The organism is Arthrobacter sp. ASL1, assembly GCF_056680475.1.
On the sequence record NZ_JBWXQH010000002.1, the window covers coordinates 44502 to 59417 of the forward strand.

Sequence of the window (14916 nt, forward strand, 5' to 3'; positions counted from 1 at the left end):
GCCTGTCACCGGACGTCCACCCCGGCAGTCTTTGCCTCCCGTCCCAGTCTGCGCCGACAAGTAGCTTGTCCCGTCATTGCAGGCGGCGCACACTCTGGCTATGGAACAAACGTATTCTGCGACCGTCTACGCTTCCAGCGCGCACCCCAAGGACTGGGGTCGAGCCATGGCCAAGGCCATGGCACAGCTCCTGGAGCTCTTCGACGGCGACCAGTCCGGTAGCCACGAACGGCTCTTCGGCCAGGAACTGCGCCTGCTCATCGCCAAAGCAGAAGAAGGCGCGGACATCACCATCTCATGGGCTCCGCCCCTCCCGGACTGAACGGCCGGTCGCGCCCGGCGTCAGGGACAATATTTCCGACGAAGCAGCCCAAGCCGGTGCGCTGCACCTGGCTCCCATGCGCCCGCGAAGGGCAAAAACGGGTCACGACCGATAGCCGCAGACCTTCCCCACCAAGGATCGTTTCCTTGGGAACCACTTGATCCGCTTTTGAGCTGGGAAAATGCGTATTATTGCGGGACCAGAGTTGCCAAGCACTGGCGCCCTCTGCAGAAACCGGAACCGGCCTAAGCAGCGGGGCTCCAGTCCTGACAAGGAGCCGCAGTGAATCGCTTCAAGCCTGTACCGCCCTCCCCTCGATTCCGGACCTCGCTGCCGGAGAAACGGCTACTGTTCGCGGGTTTCGCTACCGAGGCGGCTCTGTAAATGCCCATCGCCATCGAAAACAACCGCGAGCAACTCCAATACCAAATCTTCAAGGCCGGCGAACTGGCTGGCTTCGTGCAATACAGCATGGACGGCACCGACATGTGGCTTCTTCACACCTCCATGAAACGCCGCTTCAAATCGGAGCTACTGGTGGAACTCCTCATCCACCACGTCTTGACGGAAGCACACACCAGCCGCCTGGCTGTTTTTCCTTTCTGCCCGGCCATACGCACCTTCATCGCCGAGCACCGGGAATTCAGCGAACTTGTCCCCACCGCCTGGCAAGACCGCATTCCCTCGCCTTCCCACCAGAAAGCGGATGAGGACCCCAAGATCCCCCTCGACTTCGTCCGGCTGACAGGCTCCCGCCGGTCCCGCCACCATGAAACCAGCCTCACGTCCCCGGACGCGGCCGCCTTTATCCGTAGCGAAACGGGGGCGATCCCGCTGATAAGACAAGATCCCCAAACGGCCGGGCAACCGACTGAGGGATAGCCCGAGTCTCGGCGCGGCTGGAAAGTGACCCGGTTTCTGCCGGCGGGAAATCCGAATCGGACCGCAGGGTACTGTAGGCCTTGATCGAACCCTCACCCCGGACATGGTTCGATCCGCGGCCGCACGACCCCCAAGTGTGTGGCCGCACGAGCGTTTTTCGCTCTGAGACGCCCCCACTACTGAGACTAGCGGAGGCGCCTTAATGACGCGACCGCTCCAATTCGGAACCAGATCATTGCAGCGCTGCTGGATATCTTGCGCTCAAGTTGGGAAGTGGTGCACCAATGAGCCTGGATGGGAATCGATTTGGTATTGGAATGCGTATGGCCACAAACGATCCCGGTGTCCCGCGGGAACGGTGAAGACATAGTGACGCCCGCGGCAGGCAATGTGCGCTTCGATCGTCCGCTCGAAGAATTCAATTGCCGTATAGGCGGCATCGAGGCCACCTGTCTTCAGGAAATCCGCGTGGCCTCCCAGCGCATAGAGGTCATTGGCATGGCTGCCGCCAATCCACCCGGGGAATGCGCCGATTTGTCCGTTCGCCCAGATGGAGATGGCGCCGCGGTCCACGGGATCGAATTCCCCGACTTGGCCTTGCCCGCTGGTCAGGCGCATGGCTGTTGCGTCGAAGGCCACGCGTTGGAGGCGAAAGCCCCTGGACGCCGCGGGAATCAAGGCCAAAAGCGCCAGGCCTCGATGGGCATGGGCATTGGTTGAAGATACCGATCCAGACACCTTCGTGGATCCTTGCCGGGGAGCAGTCATGGTGCGTGCATCCGCCTCTCCCTAGAGGCGACTCCCGCGACCACGGGGCATACCACAGGCATACTGGTTTACTGCTTTGGCCCCGATGTTTCCCCCAGAGACTCGACAAGGCATTGGGCCTTGCACTGCAACCAGACTATCTGCTTCACAGATTCCTCGAACTCACAACCGCCACCGGGTGCTCTGCGACATAGGCGGACTAATTCCGCTGACATTGGCCGCCCCCGGACGTCGCGGTCTGGCCGCAAATCACGGGGACCACACATGCGGGCCAGTCAGAACTGGGCACCACATACGCGTCCTCCAGCCGGATCGAGGGGTGCAGCTCATTCACCCTATGGTGACGCCGCCATACTGCTCCGGAACAACGGCCCATCATGAGCGTTATTGGCTAGTTCGCTCGCACCCATCGCCGGTGGAGCCGCTGGAGGAAACGTCGTCTTGCAACCCATGGGATGCAAGACGTCCGGTCAAGACACGCCCCCGTCTGTCATTTTCCGAAGTCGCCTGCACATCCGGCCCCGTGTTCTCGGGGGTTGTGCAGTCGGCTGTTGAACGCTGGCCGTTCAGTAGTCGTGTGCACTAAAGTCGTTTTTGCTCAATAGTCCTGTTCTCAAAGGAGAGGCAGGGATGGACGAAGAACCATACGGGATCCCGTCGCCGGGGCATTTAACGATGTCGGATGCTCAGTGGGAGCAAACTCGGTTGCGTGCTGAAGTGATCGGCAATCTCGCCGAGCGTGACCATGTTGGGGTGGCTGCTGCCGATGAAGCCGCCGTCGAGCTGGGAATCTCTCGCCGACAGGTGTACGTGCTGTTGGAACGCTACCGTCAGGGCTCTGGTCTGGTGACCGATCTCGCCAGCCGACGGTCCGACGGTGGCAGGGGTGGTAATCGGCTGTCGGAGCCGGTCGAGCAGGTCATTCGCGAGCTTGTCCGCACACGGTACTTGACGCGACAGAAGCGAAGCATCGCTTCGCTGCACCGCGAGATCGCCCGAGTCTGTGCTGTGCGGGGGTTGCCGGTGCCGGCGCGGAACACGGTCGAGACGCGAATCGCACGGATGAATCCGATAGCAGTCGGTCGGCGACGAGAAGGGCCCGACAGTGTGCGGCCCTTGCAGTCGGCCGGTGATGACGTCCCAGCGATCGGATCCATCTTGGACCAGGTACAGATCGATCACACCGTCATTGATCTGATCGTCGTCGATGAGCGGGAACGGAAGCCTGTCGGCCGCCCATATCTGACGTTGGCGATCGATGTGTGCAGTCGCTGTCTCGTGGGCATGGTCGTGACTTTGGAGCCGCCCTCGGCGGTGTCTGTGGGCTTATGCCTAGCTCACGCAACCGGTGATAAACGGCCCCGGCTGGAACGACTCGGGATCGAAGCAGACTGGCCGATGAGCGGGAAGCCGAAGGCGTTGTTCGTCGATAACGCCGCCGAGTTCAAGAGCGAGGCACTCACCCGTGGGTGTGAGCAGCACGGCATCGCACTGGACTACCGGCCGCTGGGCCAGCCGCATTACGGCGGGATCGTAGAACGCGTCATCGGCACGGCAATGCGCGAGATCCACGAGCTGCCAGGCACGACGTTCTCGGACCCAGGTGAGCGTGGCCGGTATGACTCCGAGAAAATGGCTGCACTGACTCTTGCCGAACTGGAGAAGTGGCTGAGCCTGGCAGTGGCTGCGTACCACGGCACCGTCCACAGCACGCTGGGCCTGACTCCGGCTGGGCGCTGGGCTGAGGGTGTCCTCGCGGACGGCTCTCCTGTGGTCACGGCGAATCCGACAGCGTTCTTGGTGGATTTCCTGCCGGTGATCCGGCGGAAGCTGACGCGTACCGGATTCGTCATCGATCACGTGCGTTATTTCGCCAACGTGCTCAAGCCCTGGATCGCGCGTCGCGAGAGTCTCGAACAGTTCATCATCCGCCGAGACCCGCGCGACATCAGCCGAATATGGGTGCTGGACCCTGAGGGCGAGGAATACCTAGAGGTGCCCTATCGGACGTTGTCGAATCCTGCTGTCAGCGTGTGGGAGCACCGGCAGGCGCTGGCACGACTGCGTGAACGCGGTGCCGCCGAAGTCGACGAGGTCGCGTTGTTTCGGATGATCGAACAGATGCGTCACATCTCTGAGACCGCCGAGAAGACCACCAAGCGGACCCGCCGGGAAGCTGAACGCCGTAATCACGCGGGAACCACGAGAAAGGCGTCTCCCGCGCCGACACCGGCTCCGCCGGCGACTGCGCCGGAACCGGGCGCGATGCGGCCTGCGGCCCGCTTCGAGGAGATTGAACAATGGTGACAGTCGACGAGGACCAGCCACCGGATCTGTCGCATCTGCATCCATCTGCACAGTCGACGGCGCGGCTGCCAGCTGCCGAGCGGGTCCACAGGATTCGAGCCGACCGCTGGATCGGCTACCCGAAAGCCGTCGAGGCTGTCGGGCGGTTGGAAACGCTGCTCGGGTGGCCACGGAAGCAACGCATGCCCAACCTGCTGCTGGTGGGGCCGACGAATAACGGCAAGTCCATGATCATCGAGAGATTCCGTCGACAGCACCTGCCCACGACTGAGTTGGATCGGGAACACATCCCGGTGCTGTGCGTTCAGATGCCCTCGGAGCCGTCCCCGTTGCGGTTCTATACAGCAATCCTCGCAGCCCTCGGCGCGCCGCTACGGCCGCGCCCTCGTGTGATCGAGCTCGAGCGCCTCGCACTCTCCCTACTGCGCGAGGTCGGTGTGCAGATGCTGGTGATCGATGAGCTGCACAATGTGCTTGCTGGACGTGGTGACGTCCGTCGAGAGTTCTTGAACCTCTTGCGATTCCTTGGCAACGAGCTGCGCATCCCGCTCGTGGGAGTCGGCACCCGTGAGGCATACCTGGCGATACGCTCGGACGACCAACTGGAGAATCGGTTCGAGCCGTTCGTGCTGCCTGTCTGGAAGGCAGGCGAGGACGCCCGGTCGCTGTTGGCCAGCTTCGCGGCGGCCTTCCCATTGCGGCGGCCCTCCCGCATCGAGACCGACGACATGACGCAGTACTTGCTCGCCCGCAGTGAAGGAACGATCGGTGAGCTTGCGCACCTGCTGACCGCGGCCGCGGTCGCGGCCGTCGAGTCCGGCGCTGAGACGATCAACCACCGGACGCTGACGATGGCCGACTACGTTGGCCCCACAGAGCGGCGGCGATTGTTTGAACGCGAGCTGATGTGACCGCCCGCTGGCCGATCCATCCGCGGCCGATTCCGGGTGAAGCCCTCACCTCATGGCTGCACCGGATCGCCGACGGGTATGGGATCACCGTCGATGATCTTGCATTCGATATCGGCCACTCCCTCGACCGCGATACGGATCTCGACCTGGCCCCACCGGAGGGGTTGATCGAGCAACTAGCGATCCAAACCGGAGTCAGCTCCGATCGGATTCACGGCATGAGCATCAGCGGGTACACCCCGTGGCTCTTGGACGACGTCGAGCCTGGCCCCGACGCGTTCAGCACCTACATCCGGCAATTGACCGTTCTCTTGCCCGAGAGGAACCGTCGTCGCCGGACGGTGAGCTCGTGGCGAGCATGGGTCCCGACCGCCGCTGTCCGACACCACCGAACCTGCCCACAATGTGTGCGAGATTCCACGTCTCCTCACCCCTACCTCGTGGTGTGGTCGCTGCCACTGATGCTCTCCTGCCCCGTCCACCACTGCTGGCTTGAGCACCACGACGGTCCGCCCGGCCATTACTACGCATGGCGCGACCCATCGAGCGCCCCCGAACCGCAGAGAGCCTCGCTGGCGATCCGGCGCATGGACGACCGGACGTGGCAAGCCCTGACAGCCGGAGTAGTCGACCTTCCACGGCATCGCATCCACGCCGGCACGTGGTTCCGGCTGCTGCGCACTGTGGTCGATGAGCTTGGTGCAACCATGAGCGAGTGCGGTGCCGCGCAGCGGCTGACGCGCGAGGTGTGGCAGCGCGCGGGATATCCCGTGCGAGCCGGTCAAGCGATGTGGCGGCCCTTTGAAGCGCAGACCCTGCAGAGGCAGACGCGGACCCTCGAAGCCGCAGCCATCGCAATGCGCGTGCTCGAGAACGGTCACCTGACGGGTCTGGGCCGCGATGCCGCATTGTTCCTCCCGGAACCCGACACCTCTCTTGATCCTGGCAAGCCACTGGTAACAACAGGATGCCCGAAATCCCTTAACGAAGCCCTGCACGACGCCGTCGAGGATGCCAAGCAGAACCCGGACAGCGCACGCCAGCTATTCAATCTCATGACGCTCTACCGCAGCGACGACGACGAGCACGTCCACCGAGTTCGGAACGATTTCGCCGAACTTGGCATCCCTCTCGAATTTCTGTCACATTAACTGCTTTTAGCGGGGTCTGCACGACATAGAATAAGTAACGGGTAAAGTGACAAATTTTATGTGGCGGCGATACTTCGGTTCTCATGTCACGTAAACGAACGTATAAATGATGGAGGAGAAACCTGATGCTGGTCGGCTACATGCGCGTTTCCAAAGCCGACGGCTCCCAAGCCACTGACCTGCAGCGCGACGCGCTCCTTGCCGCCGGCATCGAGCCTGCGCAGCTGTATGAAGACAAGGCCTCCGGCAAGAAAGAGGACCGCCCCGAGCTGGTCTCTTGCCTTCGGTCCCTGCGGGACGGGGACACTCTAATGGTGTGGAAGCTGGACCGGCTCGGTCGGGACCTGCGCCATCTGGTCAACATCGTCCACGACCTCACCGAGCGCGGCATCGGGCTCAAAGTCCTCACCGGTCAGGGTGCAGCGATCGACACCACCACCGCCTCCGGCAAACTGGTCTTCGGGATCTTCGCCGCCCTGGCCGAATTCGAACGCGAACTCATCTCCGAACGAACCATGGCCGGCTTGGCATCGGCCCGCGCCCGGGGCAGAAAAGGCGGCCGGCCCTACAAAATGACGTCCGCCAAAGTCCGCCTGGCGAAAGCGTCCATGGGTCAGCCCGACACCAAGGTTGGTGATCTCTGCAAAGAACTCGGCATCACCCGGCAGACGCTGTACCGGCACGTCTCGCCCACTGGAGAACTAAGGCCTGACGGCGCTAAATTGCTCTCCCGAAGCCGGGCGCAGTGAATATTGAGTACGACTGTATGGGCCGGCGCCCAGCGGCACGGAGGGTCCCCTTCACAGGCAGGTGTCTCTCTACCGCTTGCAGGTCCGACACCGCACCCAGTTGCTTGAAATCCAGTGCCAGGTTTGCTTACTAGTTGCAGATGCGGTTGGTGCATCGATCAACCCCGGTGGCGGTTACGGCACTGGGACAGTCGCTGAGCGCGGTGGAACGAAAGGAGCGGCGAATCGTCAGCCGCCGATGATGCCGATAATGGTGCTCACCGCCACGATGGCGGCGACGGCGAACACGAGGATGGCGAAGGCGGTGCGAACGTGTTTGCTGTTGAGTTTGTGTGACAGGCGGCTCGCGGCGAGCGAGCCGGCGATGGCGGGAATTGCGAAGGCCAGTGTTGGGACCCAGTCGATGGTGAAGCCGGTGGCGTGGGCACTGAATCCTGCTGCTGCGTTGATGGTGATGATGACCAGTGATGTTCCGACGGCCTGCGACATCGACAGACCGAGGAACAGCGTCAGTGCCGGAACGATGAGAAAGCCACCGCCGACGCCGAGCAGTCCGGTGAGAAAACCGATCCCAAGTCCGACGGCGGCTGCCTTGGGTAAGCACGATCGCAGGAAGGATCCCTGATCGGAGCCACAGTGTCCGGTTATCTCTGGTGTCTTGGTGAGCATCCGGGCCCCGGCGGCCACCATGATGGCGGCGAAGGCGAGAAGGAGCACCTCTTCGTTCAGGAGCCGGCCGGCGGCGGCTCCGCCCCATGCCGCTGGAATGCCGGCGGCCCCAACCGGCAGTGCGATACGCCAGCTGATACCGGTGCGGATACGGGGGATGACGGCGGCTATGGAGGAGAGTCCGACGACGAGTAGTGAGGTGGGGATGGCGTCGTGGGTGCTCATTCCCACGCCGTAGACAAGCGCGGGAACGGCAATGATGGAACCGCCGGCCCCGACCAGGCCCAGGACCGCTCCGACGAGCAGTCCCAGGGCCAGGGCGGCGGCGATCATGAAGCCTGGGTCTGCGGTGCCGGTCCCCGGGAGGGCAGTTGCAGGATGACTGCTTCGCGGGTTGGCTCCTGAGCCGCGCGGTTCCAGGGCATTGCGGCCAGTGCTTTGCCCATGGCGCAGGTGTTGGTCGCGGCGGAGAAGGTCAGTCCGGTGCCGATGGCCCCGGCGAGCATGCGGAATTTCGGTGAGAGGAACTTGCCGCCGGCGAGCCCGGTCACGACGAGGGAGCCGGCGACCAGGCGGACCTGGCGTTCGAGGTCCCAGCGTTGGGTGCCGTGGACGACGTCGCCGCCGGCGGCCGCGTAGGCGGGAATGCCTCCGGTCAATACATGGGCGGCTTCCACGCCGGCGCCGTTGAGGCGCTGCCGTGCCTGTTCGGCACGCGTGCCGGATTGGCAGACCAGTACGGTGCGTCGGCCGAGCCGCCCTGCGAGCTCATCGGCGTGTTCGGAGAGCAGCGGCAGCGGCACGTTGTATGAGCCGCGGATATGCACCGTTTCGAATTCGGCTCCGCTGCGCACGTCCAACACGATCAGGTCATCGTCGGTGTCGATCCAGGACTGCAGCGTTGCCGCGCCCACGGTATCGATCGTGGGTTTAGGTTGTGTTGAAGTAGTCATACTTTCCTTTGTGCTCAAGGTGTCCCCGCCGCCGGCAAGGACCGGCGGCGGACCGCCGGGATGGGTGGATGCGCCTTTTTAGGGCTTGTGGGTGGGTCGACCTTCGGTTTCCCAGGCGGTCATGCCGCCGGCCATCGTGTCTGCGCGGAAACCTGCGACCAGCAGGTCCACGGCCGCGTGGGCGCTTCGGTTTCCGCTGGCGCAGACGGTGATGACCGGCCGGCCCGCATCGAGTTCTCCAAGACGGGATGCCAGTTGGCCGAGCGGGATGTGCACTGCGCCGGGGATCATGCCTTCGGCGGTTTCAGCCTCTTCACGTACGTCCAGGATGGTCGCAGTATTGCGGCGTGCATTGGCCTCTGCGGTGGTGATTTCGGACATGGCGGTATTTCCTTTCCGGTGATGGTGCTGCCCGGTGTTCTTAGGCGTTGGATGGTTCGTGAGTGGCTGTCCAGGCGCTGTAGCCACCGGTCAGATCCTTAACGTTGGTGTGGCCGAGGGCTCGCAGGGTGCTGGCGCCGACGCTGGAGCGCCACCCGCCGGCGCAGTGTACGAGGACGGGCCGGTCCGCGGGGACTTCGTTGTGGCGCTGCGCCAGTTCTGCCAACGGAATCCGCACGGAACCGGGCACCGCGCCGTCTTCGATTTCACCGGGATTGCGGACATCGAGAACCGTGGCCCCTTCGTTTTGGCGTTCTGTGTCGAAGGTTTCGACGTCGACGCGTTCTCCCCGCTGGACAATGTCGCCGAGTTCGGTGAAGGCGCGTGCCGGTTCGTTGAGGTAACCGGCCACCCGGTCGAAGCCGATCCGGCCCAGCCGCATCGCGGCCTCTTCTTCACGTGACGCGTGGGTGATAAGGACGATCTCCTCATCTGATCCGATGACCATGCCGGCCGTCTCGGCGAAGCGTCCGTCGAGTCCGACGTTGAGAGATCCGGCGAGGTGGCCTTCGGCGAAGTCCTCCGGTGAGCGGGTGTCGAGGATCCGAGCGCCGCGGGCGGCGGCATCCTGCAGGTCCCGTACGGACAGTGCACGGAGGTCACTGGCGGCGCCGATCAAGGGGCGGTCCTGACGGTTCAGTACGGCATCGACGGCAAAGTACTCCGGGATGGCCGGCTGTCCACTGCGGATCATGGCAACGAATTCGTCTTCACCCATCGGCTGGACGGAGAGGTTCATCATCCGCTGCGCACCGATAGTGGACTCGAGTTCATCCGAAAGGTTTTTGCCGCATGCGGAACCGGCGCCGTGGGCCGGCAGCACACGCACGTCGTCGGGAAGCTTCATCAGCACATCATGGATCGACGCGTAAAGGGCACGTGCCAGCTCGTCCGGGTCGGCGCCGACGGCGGCAGCCAGGTCGGGGCGGCCGACATCGCCGATGAACAATGCATCGCCGGTGAGTACCGCATCCGGGCTCGCACCGGACTGTTCGCGTACCAGTACGCTGATCGACTCCCAGGTGTGCCCGGGAGTCTCCAGGATCTCGAGTTCGACCTCACCGAGGGAGACCTTATCGCCGTGGCTGAAGGTGCGGATCTCGTATTCGGTTTCTGCTCGGCGGCCGTAGCCGATCCATGCGCCGGTGGCCTGGGCGAGTTCAAGGTGGCCGGCGACGAAGTCGGCGTGGAAGTGGGTATTGATCACCCCGGTGATCGTCAGGTTGTTCGCCGCCGCGTCGGCGAGGTACTCGCCAATGTCGCGCCGCGGATCGACGACGACCGCCTGACCGCTTCTCTCATCGCCGATCAGGTAGGAGCCATGGGACAGGCAGCCGAGGTAGTACTGATTCACGATCATTATCGTCCTCCAAAGGATTGTCGTTGGTGGGAATGAAGCCAGTCTTACACATACCCTAGGGGGTATGCAATAAGCCCCTGGGGGTATACAATTGAAGGCAAGCACGAAAGACTATGGAGGAACAATGCAACTCGACACCACAGATCTGGGCCCGGTCGTGAACCGGCTCAAGCGTGCACAGGGACAACTTGGTGCCGTCACACGGATGCTCGAAAACGGCAGTGACTGCAAGGATGTGGTGACTCAGCTTGCCGCCGTATCGCGGGCGCTGGATAAGGCTGGATTTGCCATCATCGCCAGCGGGCTTCAGCAGTGCATGAGCCAGGAGGACCCCAGTATCGATAAGAAGGACTTGGAAAAACTGTTCCTCTCCCTCGCCTAACAGCACCCCCGCCCGCACGAATCGTCAAGCAGCACTGCAGGTACAACCAGCAAGGAGCAGCAGATGAGCTACACCCACACGATCACCGTCGACCTTTCCTACACCGACGCCGTGGAACGGACCAAGGAGGCCCTCTCTGAACAGGGGTTCGGCGTCCTGTCGGAAATCGACGTCCGCTCCACCTTCGAGAGCAAGCTGGGCGCTGAGGCCGCAGAGGCGCTCGGCGATTACGTCATCCTGGGTGCCTGCAACCCCGGCCTGGCCCAGCGCGGCCTCACCGCCGAGCCGGATCTGGGGGCGCTGCTGCCGTGCAACGTCGTCGTGCGCCGCGGCCCATCAGCCGGCACCACGGTGGTCCAAGCCATTGACCCGCAAACCATGGTCGAGCTCAGCGACACCGATGCTGTCCGCGAAGTGGCCGACGATGCCGATACCCGGCTGCGCGCCGCATTAGCTCAATTGCCGGCCGCCGCCGGAGCGTAGGAACCCCACCTATTCCATCAGCGTGAACAGTGCCCATAGTGAAGGAGCATCCCATGGACGTCATCACGATCGACACCCCGCAACTGGGCGACCGCAGCTACCTGGTCCACGACGGCACGAGTGCACTGGTGATCGACCCGCAGCGCGATACCGACCGGCTCGAAGCCGCCGTCCGGAATGCGGGGGTGAAAATCACCCACGTTGCCGAAACCCACATCCACAACGACTACCTCACCGGCGGGCTGATGCTCGCCAAGGCTCACGGGGCAGAGTATCTGGTCAACGCCGCCGACCCCGTCGACTACGAACGGACCCCGGTTGCCGACGGGGAGGTCTTCCAGGTCGGCGATCTATCCGTCAAGGCGGTGGCCACGCCCGGGCACACCCACACCCACCTGTCCTATATCGTCAGCGATGGTCAAGGGCAGGCGGTTTTCTCCGGAGGGAGTCTGCTGTATGGCTCCGTTGGGCGCACCGACCTGGTCAGCGACGATGACACCGAGACCCTCACCCGGAACCAGTACGCCTCGGCGCGGCGGCTCGTTGCCGAAGCCGTCCAGGACGCCCCGCTGTATCCCACCCATGGGTTCGGTTCCTTCTGCTCCAGCGGACCTGCCGCCCAGGTTGATTCGTCCACTATCGGCGAGCAGGCCCGGGACAACCATGCTCTGACAGATCCGGACGAGGACCACTTCGTTTCGGAATTGATCGCCAACCTCAGCGCTTACCCTGCCTACTACGCACACATGAGCCCCCTGAACATTGAAGGCCCCGGTCCCGCGGACCTGACAGTGCCAGAGTCGGTCGACGCCGGCGAACTCGGCCGCCGCCTCAACGACGGCGAATGGGTCATCGACCTGCGCAACCGGGTCGCTTTCGCCAGCAACCATCTGGATGGGTCCGTCAGTTTCGAATATGGCGACGGGTCCAGCTTCACCGGATATTTGGGCTGGGTGCTGCCCTGGAACGACAAACTGACACTGCTCGGTACGCACGAAGATGTGGAGAACGCGATCCGGGACCTGTCCCGGATCGGCATCGATTCCCCCGATACTGCCACCGGCGGCGGCCCGGCCGAATGGGCCCATGGAGTGCCAACCGCCAAGTATCCCCGGGTTGGCTGGGATGAGGTTCCCCGCGGCAGCACCGGTGACGAAGTCATTCTTGACGTGCGGCGCACCGACGAGTTCGAAACCTCCCACATTCGAGGGGCCGTCAACATCCCCGTCCATGACCTGCCGTCCCGGATGGGCGACGTCCCGCCACAGCGGCTGTGGGTGCACTGCGCCTCCGGCTACCGTTCCGGCATCGCCGCGAGCCTGCTGCAGCGCGCCGGCAAAGACGTGGTCCACATCGACGCCATGTTCAACGAGGCCGAAAGTGTCGGGCTGCCCATGGCCGAATCGTAACCGCTCCTCACAGCGACAGCCTTCGCGCTGGCTCACCAGGCTCTGCTGTTCCGTGCCCGATTCGCTGCTGCTGCGCTTCGGACAGGCCCAGCCCGGTTAGCGACCGCGATCGAAGAAGCCACCGAAGCTGGGATCGCCGCCGTCTCCATCGGCGGGGCCCCTGCAGCACACGGTCCATCCCGGTGGTGGTGAGCAGGAAATGCCCGCTGCCCAAGGCTTGAGAGGTCAAAACTGGGTTGACACATACCGGCAAGAGACACATAGGACTGAAGATCTGACCATGCACGACCAGAGAGAAGGAGCACGATCATGATGAACGGCGGCGGTATGGGTGGTATGGGATTGATGTGGGTCTTCGGGCTGCTGGTGCTCGCCGGGGTAATCGTGCTGGTGGTCGTGCTGGTAACGACCCTCTCCGGCAGATCCTCGAACACCGGCGCACCCGATCACGGTCGTGCCCCCGGCGCGGATCCTGGCCGGGGGCGGGAGATCCTCCAGGAGCGCTACGCCCGCGGCGAGTTGAGCGCCGAGGAGTACCGCGAACGGTTGCAGACCCTCGAAGATGACGGCCGGTGAGCCCGCTGACCCGCCGGCAGCTGCTGGCGCTTGGCGCGGCAGGGGCCGGTGCCACCGTCGTCGGCGGGACCGGGCTGTGGTGGACCGCCACCGGCGGCCGCGGGTACACCGGTGGTGAGGACCTGATCGAACCGCAGGTGCTGGCCAGCCGCGAAGGCGTGCTGGAACTGGACCTGACCGCCGCCCAGACACGCATCCAGGTCGGCGGACGGCAGGCATCCGTGAAGGCTTTCAACGGCTCCCTTCCCGGCCCGACTCTGCGCGTGGCACCCGGAGATACAGTGCGGGTTGCGATGACCAACCGTCTGGAGGCGCCGACGAACCTGCACGTGCACGGGATGCACGTTTCCCCGGAAGGCAACGGCGATAACCCGTTCGTGAGTATCGCACCCGGTGGGTCCTTCAACTATGAGTTCGCCTTGCCCGCCGACCATCCGCCGGGCACCTACTGGTACCACCCGCACCGCCACGGCCACGTGGCCGATCAGGTCGCCGCTGGACTCTACGGGGCCATCATCGTTGAGGACACCGAGCCGGTCCCGGTCACCCGGGAGCGGGTCATGGTGGTCTCGGATCTGACCCTGGATGCTTCGGGCAACCTCGCCGAGGTGAGTCAGATGCAACAGATGATGGGCCGGGAAGGTGAGGTCGTGCTGGTCAACGGAGCGGTCCGCCCGCAACTGAACGCCGCGCCCGGGGAGCGGGAACGGTGGCGAATCGTGAACGCCTGCCCCTCCCGGTACCTCCGACTGCGGTTGGAGGGCCAGCAGGTGCGGGTGCTCAGCCGCGACCTCGGCCGCCTGCCGACCCCCGAGGACATCACCGAAGTGGTGCTGGCCCCCGGCAACCGCATCGAGATGCTCGTGGAAACGACCGAGGGCTCCTCCACGCTGGTCGCCGCACCGGTGGACCGCGGCGGCATGGACGCCATGATGGGCGGGACCATGATGGGTGACAACGAGACCGGTAGCGGCGAGCCGGTCGAGCTGCTCACTCTGACAGTGTCCGGAGCACCCGTCCAAAAACCTCCACCTGTGCCTGAAGGACCGGGCCTGCGAGATCTGCGCGGGGAGCCGATCACCGCCCGCCGCACCCTGGACTTCGCCATGGGCATGGGCGGCGGGGCCATGATGGGCAGTGGGGGCGGTGAGGGGGACACCACGATGATGGCCTTCACCATCAACGGCCAGGAGTTCGGCCCCGACCGGGTCGACACCCCCGTGGCGGCCGGGACCGTGGAGGAGTGGACCCTGAAAAACTCCAGTCCCATGGACCACCCCATCCACCTGCACGTATGGCCCATGCAGATCGTCCAGGACGGAAACCGCGACCTCTCCGAACCGAGGTGGCAGGACGTAGTGAACGTCCCGGCCCGCAGCCAGGTAAAAGTCCTCATCGCCTTCGAGGACTTTCCCGGGAAGACCGTCTACCACTGCCACATCCTCGACCACGAGGACCAGGGCATGATGGGCACCGTAGAAGCCCGCTGACCGCGACGTGCGGTGACGACCGTGGCGACACAGTGCTCCGTGCCCTGCGCCGCCAGGCGAAAA

The 14916-nt window shown here is 64.0% G+C and carries 16 protein-coding genes; 11 read left to right on the forward strand and 5 right to left on the reverse strand.

Annotation, left to right across the window (positions count from 1 at the left end):
* Positions 1–100 precede the first annotated feature (100 nt).
* Positions 101–322, forward strand: a complete 222-nt coding sequence (locus AC1MEQ_RS18885) for a hypothetical protein (RefSeq protein WP_479796261.1) — start codon at positions 101–103, stop codon at positions 320–322.
* 384 nt (positions 323–706) lie between these two features.
* Positions 707–1204, forward strand: coding sequence for a GNAT family N-acetyltransferase (locus tag AC1MEQ_RS18890; protein ID WP_479796263.1), 498 nt, complete (start codon positions 707–709; stop codon positions 1202–1204).
* Between the two features lie 261 nt (positions 1205–1465).
* On the opposite strand, the gene AC1MEQ_RS18895 is transcribed toward AC1MEQ_RS18890, so the two are convergent.
* Positions 1466–1843, reverse strand: a complete 378-nt coding sequence (locus AC1MEQ_RS18895; protein WP_479796265.1) for a hypothetical protein — start codon at positions 1841–1843, stop codon at positions 1466–1468.
* Positions 1844–2602: 759 nt separating this feature from the next.
* Here AC1MEQ_RS18895 and AC1MEQ_RS18900 point away from each other — a divergent pair.
* The 4 genes from AC1MEQ_RS18900 (at position 2603) to AC1MEQ_RS18915 (ending at position 7090) form a co-directional block, all read left to right on the forward strand.
* Positions 2603–4279 (forward strand): Mu transposase C-terminal domain-containing protein, encoded by a 1677-nt coding sequence (locus AC1MEQ_RS18900; RefSeq protein ID WP_129701449.1) that lies wholly within the window; start codon positions 2603–2605, stop codon positions 4277–4279.
* The gene (locus AC1MEQ_RS18905) at positions 4273–5190 is read left to right on the forward strand and encodes a TniB family NTP-binding protein (protein ID WP_166826448.1); all 918 of its coding nucleotides are present in this window, start codon (positions 4273–4275) and stop codon (positions 5188–5190) included. The genes AC1MEQ_RS18900 and AC1MEQ_RS18905 overlap by 7 nt, the downstream gene beginning before the upstream one ends.
* Entirely contained in the window at positions 5187–6341 is a 1155-nt protein-coding gene (locus AC1MEQ_RS18910; protein ID WP_479796267.1) for a TniQ family protein, read from the forward strand. The genes AC1MEQ_RS18905 and AC1MEQ_RS18910 overlap by 4 nt, the downstream gene beginning before the upstream one ends.
* Positions 6342–6466: 125 nt before the next feature.
* Complete coding sequence (locus AC1MEQ_RS18915) at positions 6467–7090, forward strand: recombinase family protein (RefSeq protein ID WP_119296828.1); 624 nt, start codon at positions 6467–6469, stop codon at positions 7088–7090.
* Between the two features lie 228 nt (positions 7091–7318).
* Here the strand turns inward: AC1MEQ_RS18915 and AC1MEQ_RS18920 are convergent, their stop codons facing one another.
* The 4 genes from AC1MEQ_RS18920 to AC1MEQ_RS18935 all read right to left on the reverse strand — a co-directional run bounded on the left by AC1MEQ_RS18920 (position 7319) and on the right by AC1MEQ_RS18935 (position 10513).
* Positions 7319–8089, reverse strand: a complete 771-nt coding sequence (locus tag AC1MEQ_RS18920; protein ID WP_119296829.1) for a sulfite exporter TauE/SafE family protein — start codon at positions 8087–8089, stop codon at positions 7319–7321.
* Positions 8089–8712 carry a rhodanese-like domain-containing protein gene (locus AC1MEQ_RS18925; protein ID WP_062862458.1) on the reverse strand — a complete coding sequence of 208 codons (624 nt, stop codon included), beginning with the start codon at positions 8710–8712 and terminating at the stop codon, positions 8089–8091. The genes AC1MEQ_RS18920 and AC1MEQ_RS18925 overlap by 1 nt, the downstream gene beginning before the upstream one ends.
* Before the next feature lie 78 nt (positions 8713–8790).
* Positions 8791–9093, reverse strand: a complete 303-nt coding sequence (locus AC1MEQ_RS18930; RefSeq protein WP_119296827.1) for a rhodanese-like domain-containing protein — start codon at positions 9091–9093, stop codon at positions 8791–8793.
* 40 nt (positions 9094–9133) lie between these two features.
* Positions 9134–10513, reverse strand: a complete 1380-nt coding sequence (locus tag AC1MEQ_RS18935; protein ID WP_062862456.1) for an MBL fold metallo-hydrolase — start codon at positions 10511–10513, stop codon at positions 9134–9136.
* Between the two features lie 124 nt (positions 10514–10637).
* On the opposite strand from AC1MEQ_RS18935, the gene AC1MEQ_RS18940 reads away from it, so the two are divergent.
* The 5 genes from AC1MEQ_RS18940 to AC1MEQ_RS18960 all read left to right on the forward strand — a co-directional run bounded on the left by AC1MEQ_RS18940 (position 10638) and on the right by AC1MEQ_RS18960 (position 14853).
* Complete coding sequence (locus AC1MEQ_RS18940) at positions 10638–10895, forward strand: metal-sensitive transcriptional regulator (RefSeq protein ID WP_062862455.1); 258 nt, start codon at positions 10638–10640, stop codon at positions 10893–10895.
* 63 nt (positions 10896–10958) lie between these two features.
* Positions 10959–11378, forward strand: a complete 420-nt coding sequence (locus tag AC1MEQ_RS18945) for a DUF302 domain-containing protein (RefSeq protein WP_062862454.1) — start codon at positions 10959–10961, stop codon at positions 11376–11378.
* 53 nt (positions 11379–11431) lie between these two features.
* Positions 11432–12787 carry an MBL fold metallo-hydrolase gene (locus tag AC1MEQ_RS18950; protein WP_062862453.1) on the forward strand — a complete coding sequence of 452 codons (1356 nt, stop codon included), beginning with the start codon at positions 11432–11434 and terminating at the stop codon, positions 12785–12787.
* A 309-nt stretch (positions 12788–13096) separates the two neighbouring features.
* On the forward strand, positions 13097–13363 hold the full coding sequence (locus AC1MEQ_RS18955; protein WP_091971640.1) for an SHOCT domain-containing protein: 267 nt from the start codon (positions 13097–13099) through the stop codon (positions 13361–13363).
* The gene (locus AC1MEQ_RS18960) at positions 13360–14853 is read left to right on the forward strand and encodes a multicopper oxidase family protein (RefSeq protein WP_129701454.1); all 1494 of its coding nucleotides are present in this window, start codon (positions 13360–13362) and stop codon (positions 14851–14853) included. Before AC1MEQ_RS18955 ends, AC1MEQ_RS18960 begins: the two co-directional genes overlap by 4 nt.
* Positions 14854–14916: the final 63 nt, after the last annotated feature.

What these genes read in the sequence shown, in the direction of transcription:
- AC1MEQ_RS18885 (WP_479796261.1), top strand. Translation starts at nt 101, where the DNA reads ATGGAACAAACGTATTCTGCGACCGTCTACGCTTCCAGCGCGCACCCC.
- AC1MEQ_RS18890 (WP_479796263.1), top strand. Translation starts at nt 707, where the DNA reads ATGCCCATCGCCATCGAAAACAACCGCGAGCAACTCCAATACCAAATC.
- AC1MEQ_RS18900 (WP_129701449.1), top strand. Translation starts at nt 2,603, where the DNA reads ATGGACGAAGAACCATACGGGATCCCGTCGCCGGGGCATTTAACGATG.
- AC1MEQ_RS18905 (WP_166826448.1), top strand. Translation starts at nt 4,273, where the DNA reads ATGGTGACAGTCGACGAGGACCAGCCACCGGATCTGTCGCATCTGCAT.
- AC1MEQ_RS18915 (WP_119296828.1), top strand. Translation starts at nt 6,467, where the DNA reads ATGCTGGTCGGCTACATGCGCGTTTCCAAAGCCGACGGCTCCCAAGCC.
- AC1MEQ_RS18925 (WP_062862458.1), bottom strand. Translation starts at nt 8,712, where the DNA reads ATGACTACTTCAACACAACCTAAACCCACGATCGATACCGTGGGCGCG.
- AC1MEQ_RS18930 (WP_119296827.1), bottom strand. Translation starts at nt 9,093, where the DNA reads ATGTCCGAAATCACCACCGCAGAGGCCAATGCACGCCGCAATACTGCG.
- AC1MEQ_RS18935 (WP_062862456.1), bottom strand. Translation starts at nt 10,513, where the DNA reads ATGATCGTGAATCAGTACTACCTCGGCTGCCTGTCCCATGGCTCCTAC.
- AC1MEQ_RS18940 (WP_062862455.1), top strand. Translation starts at nt 10,638, where the DNA reads ATGCAACTCGACACCACAGATCTGGGCCCGGTCGTGAACCGGCTCAAG.
- AC1MEQ_RS18945 (WP_062862454.1), top strand. Translation starts at nt 10,959, where the DNA reads ATGAGCTACACCCACACGATCACCGTCGACCTTTCCTACACCGACGCC.
- AC1MEQ_RS18950 (WP_062862453.1), top strand. Translation starts at nt 11,432, where the DNA reads ATGGACGTCATCACGATCGACACCCCGCAACTGGGCGACCGCAGCTAC.
- AC1MEQ_RS18955 (WP_091971640.1), top strand. Translation starts at nt 13,097, where the DNA reads ATGATGAACGGCGGCGGTATGGGTGGTATGGGATTGATGTGGGTCTTC.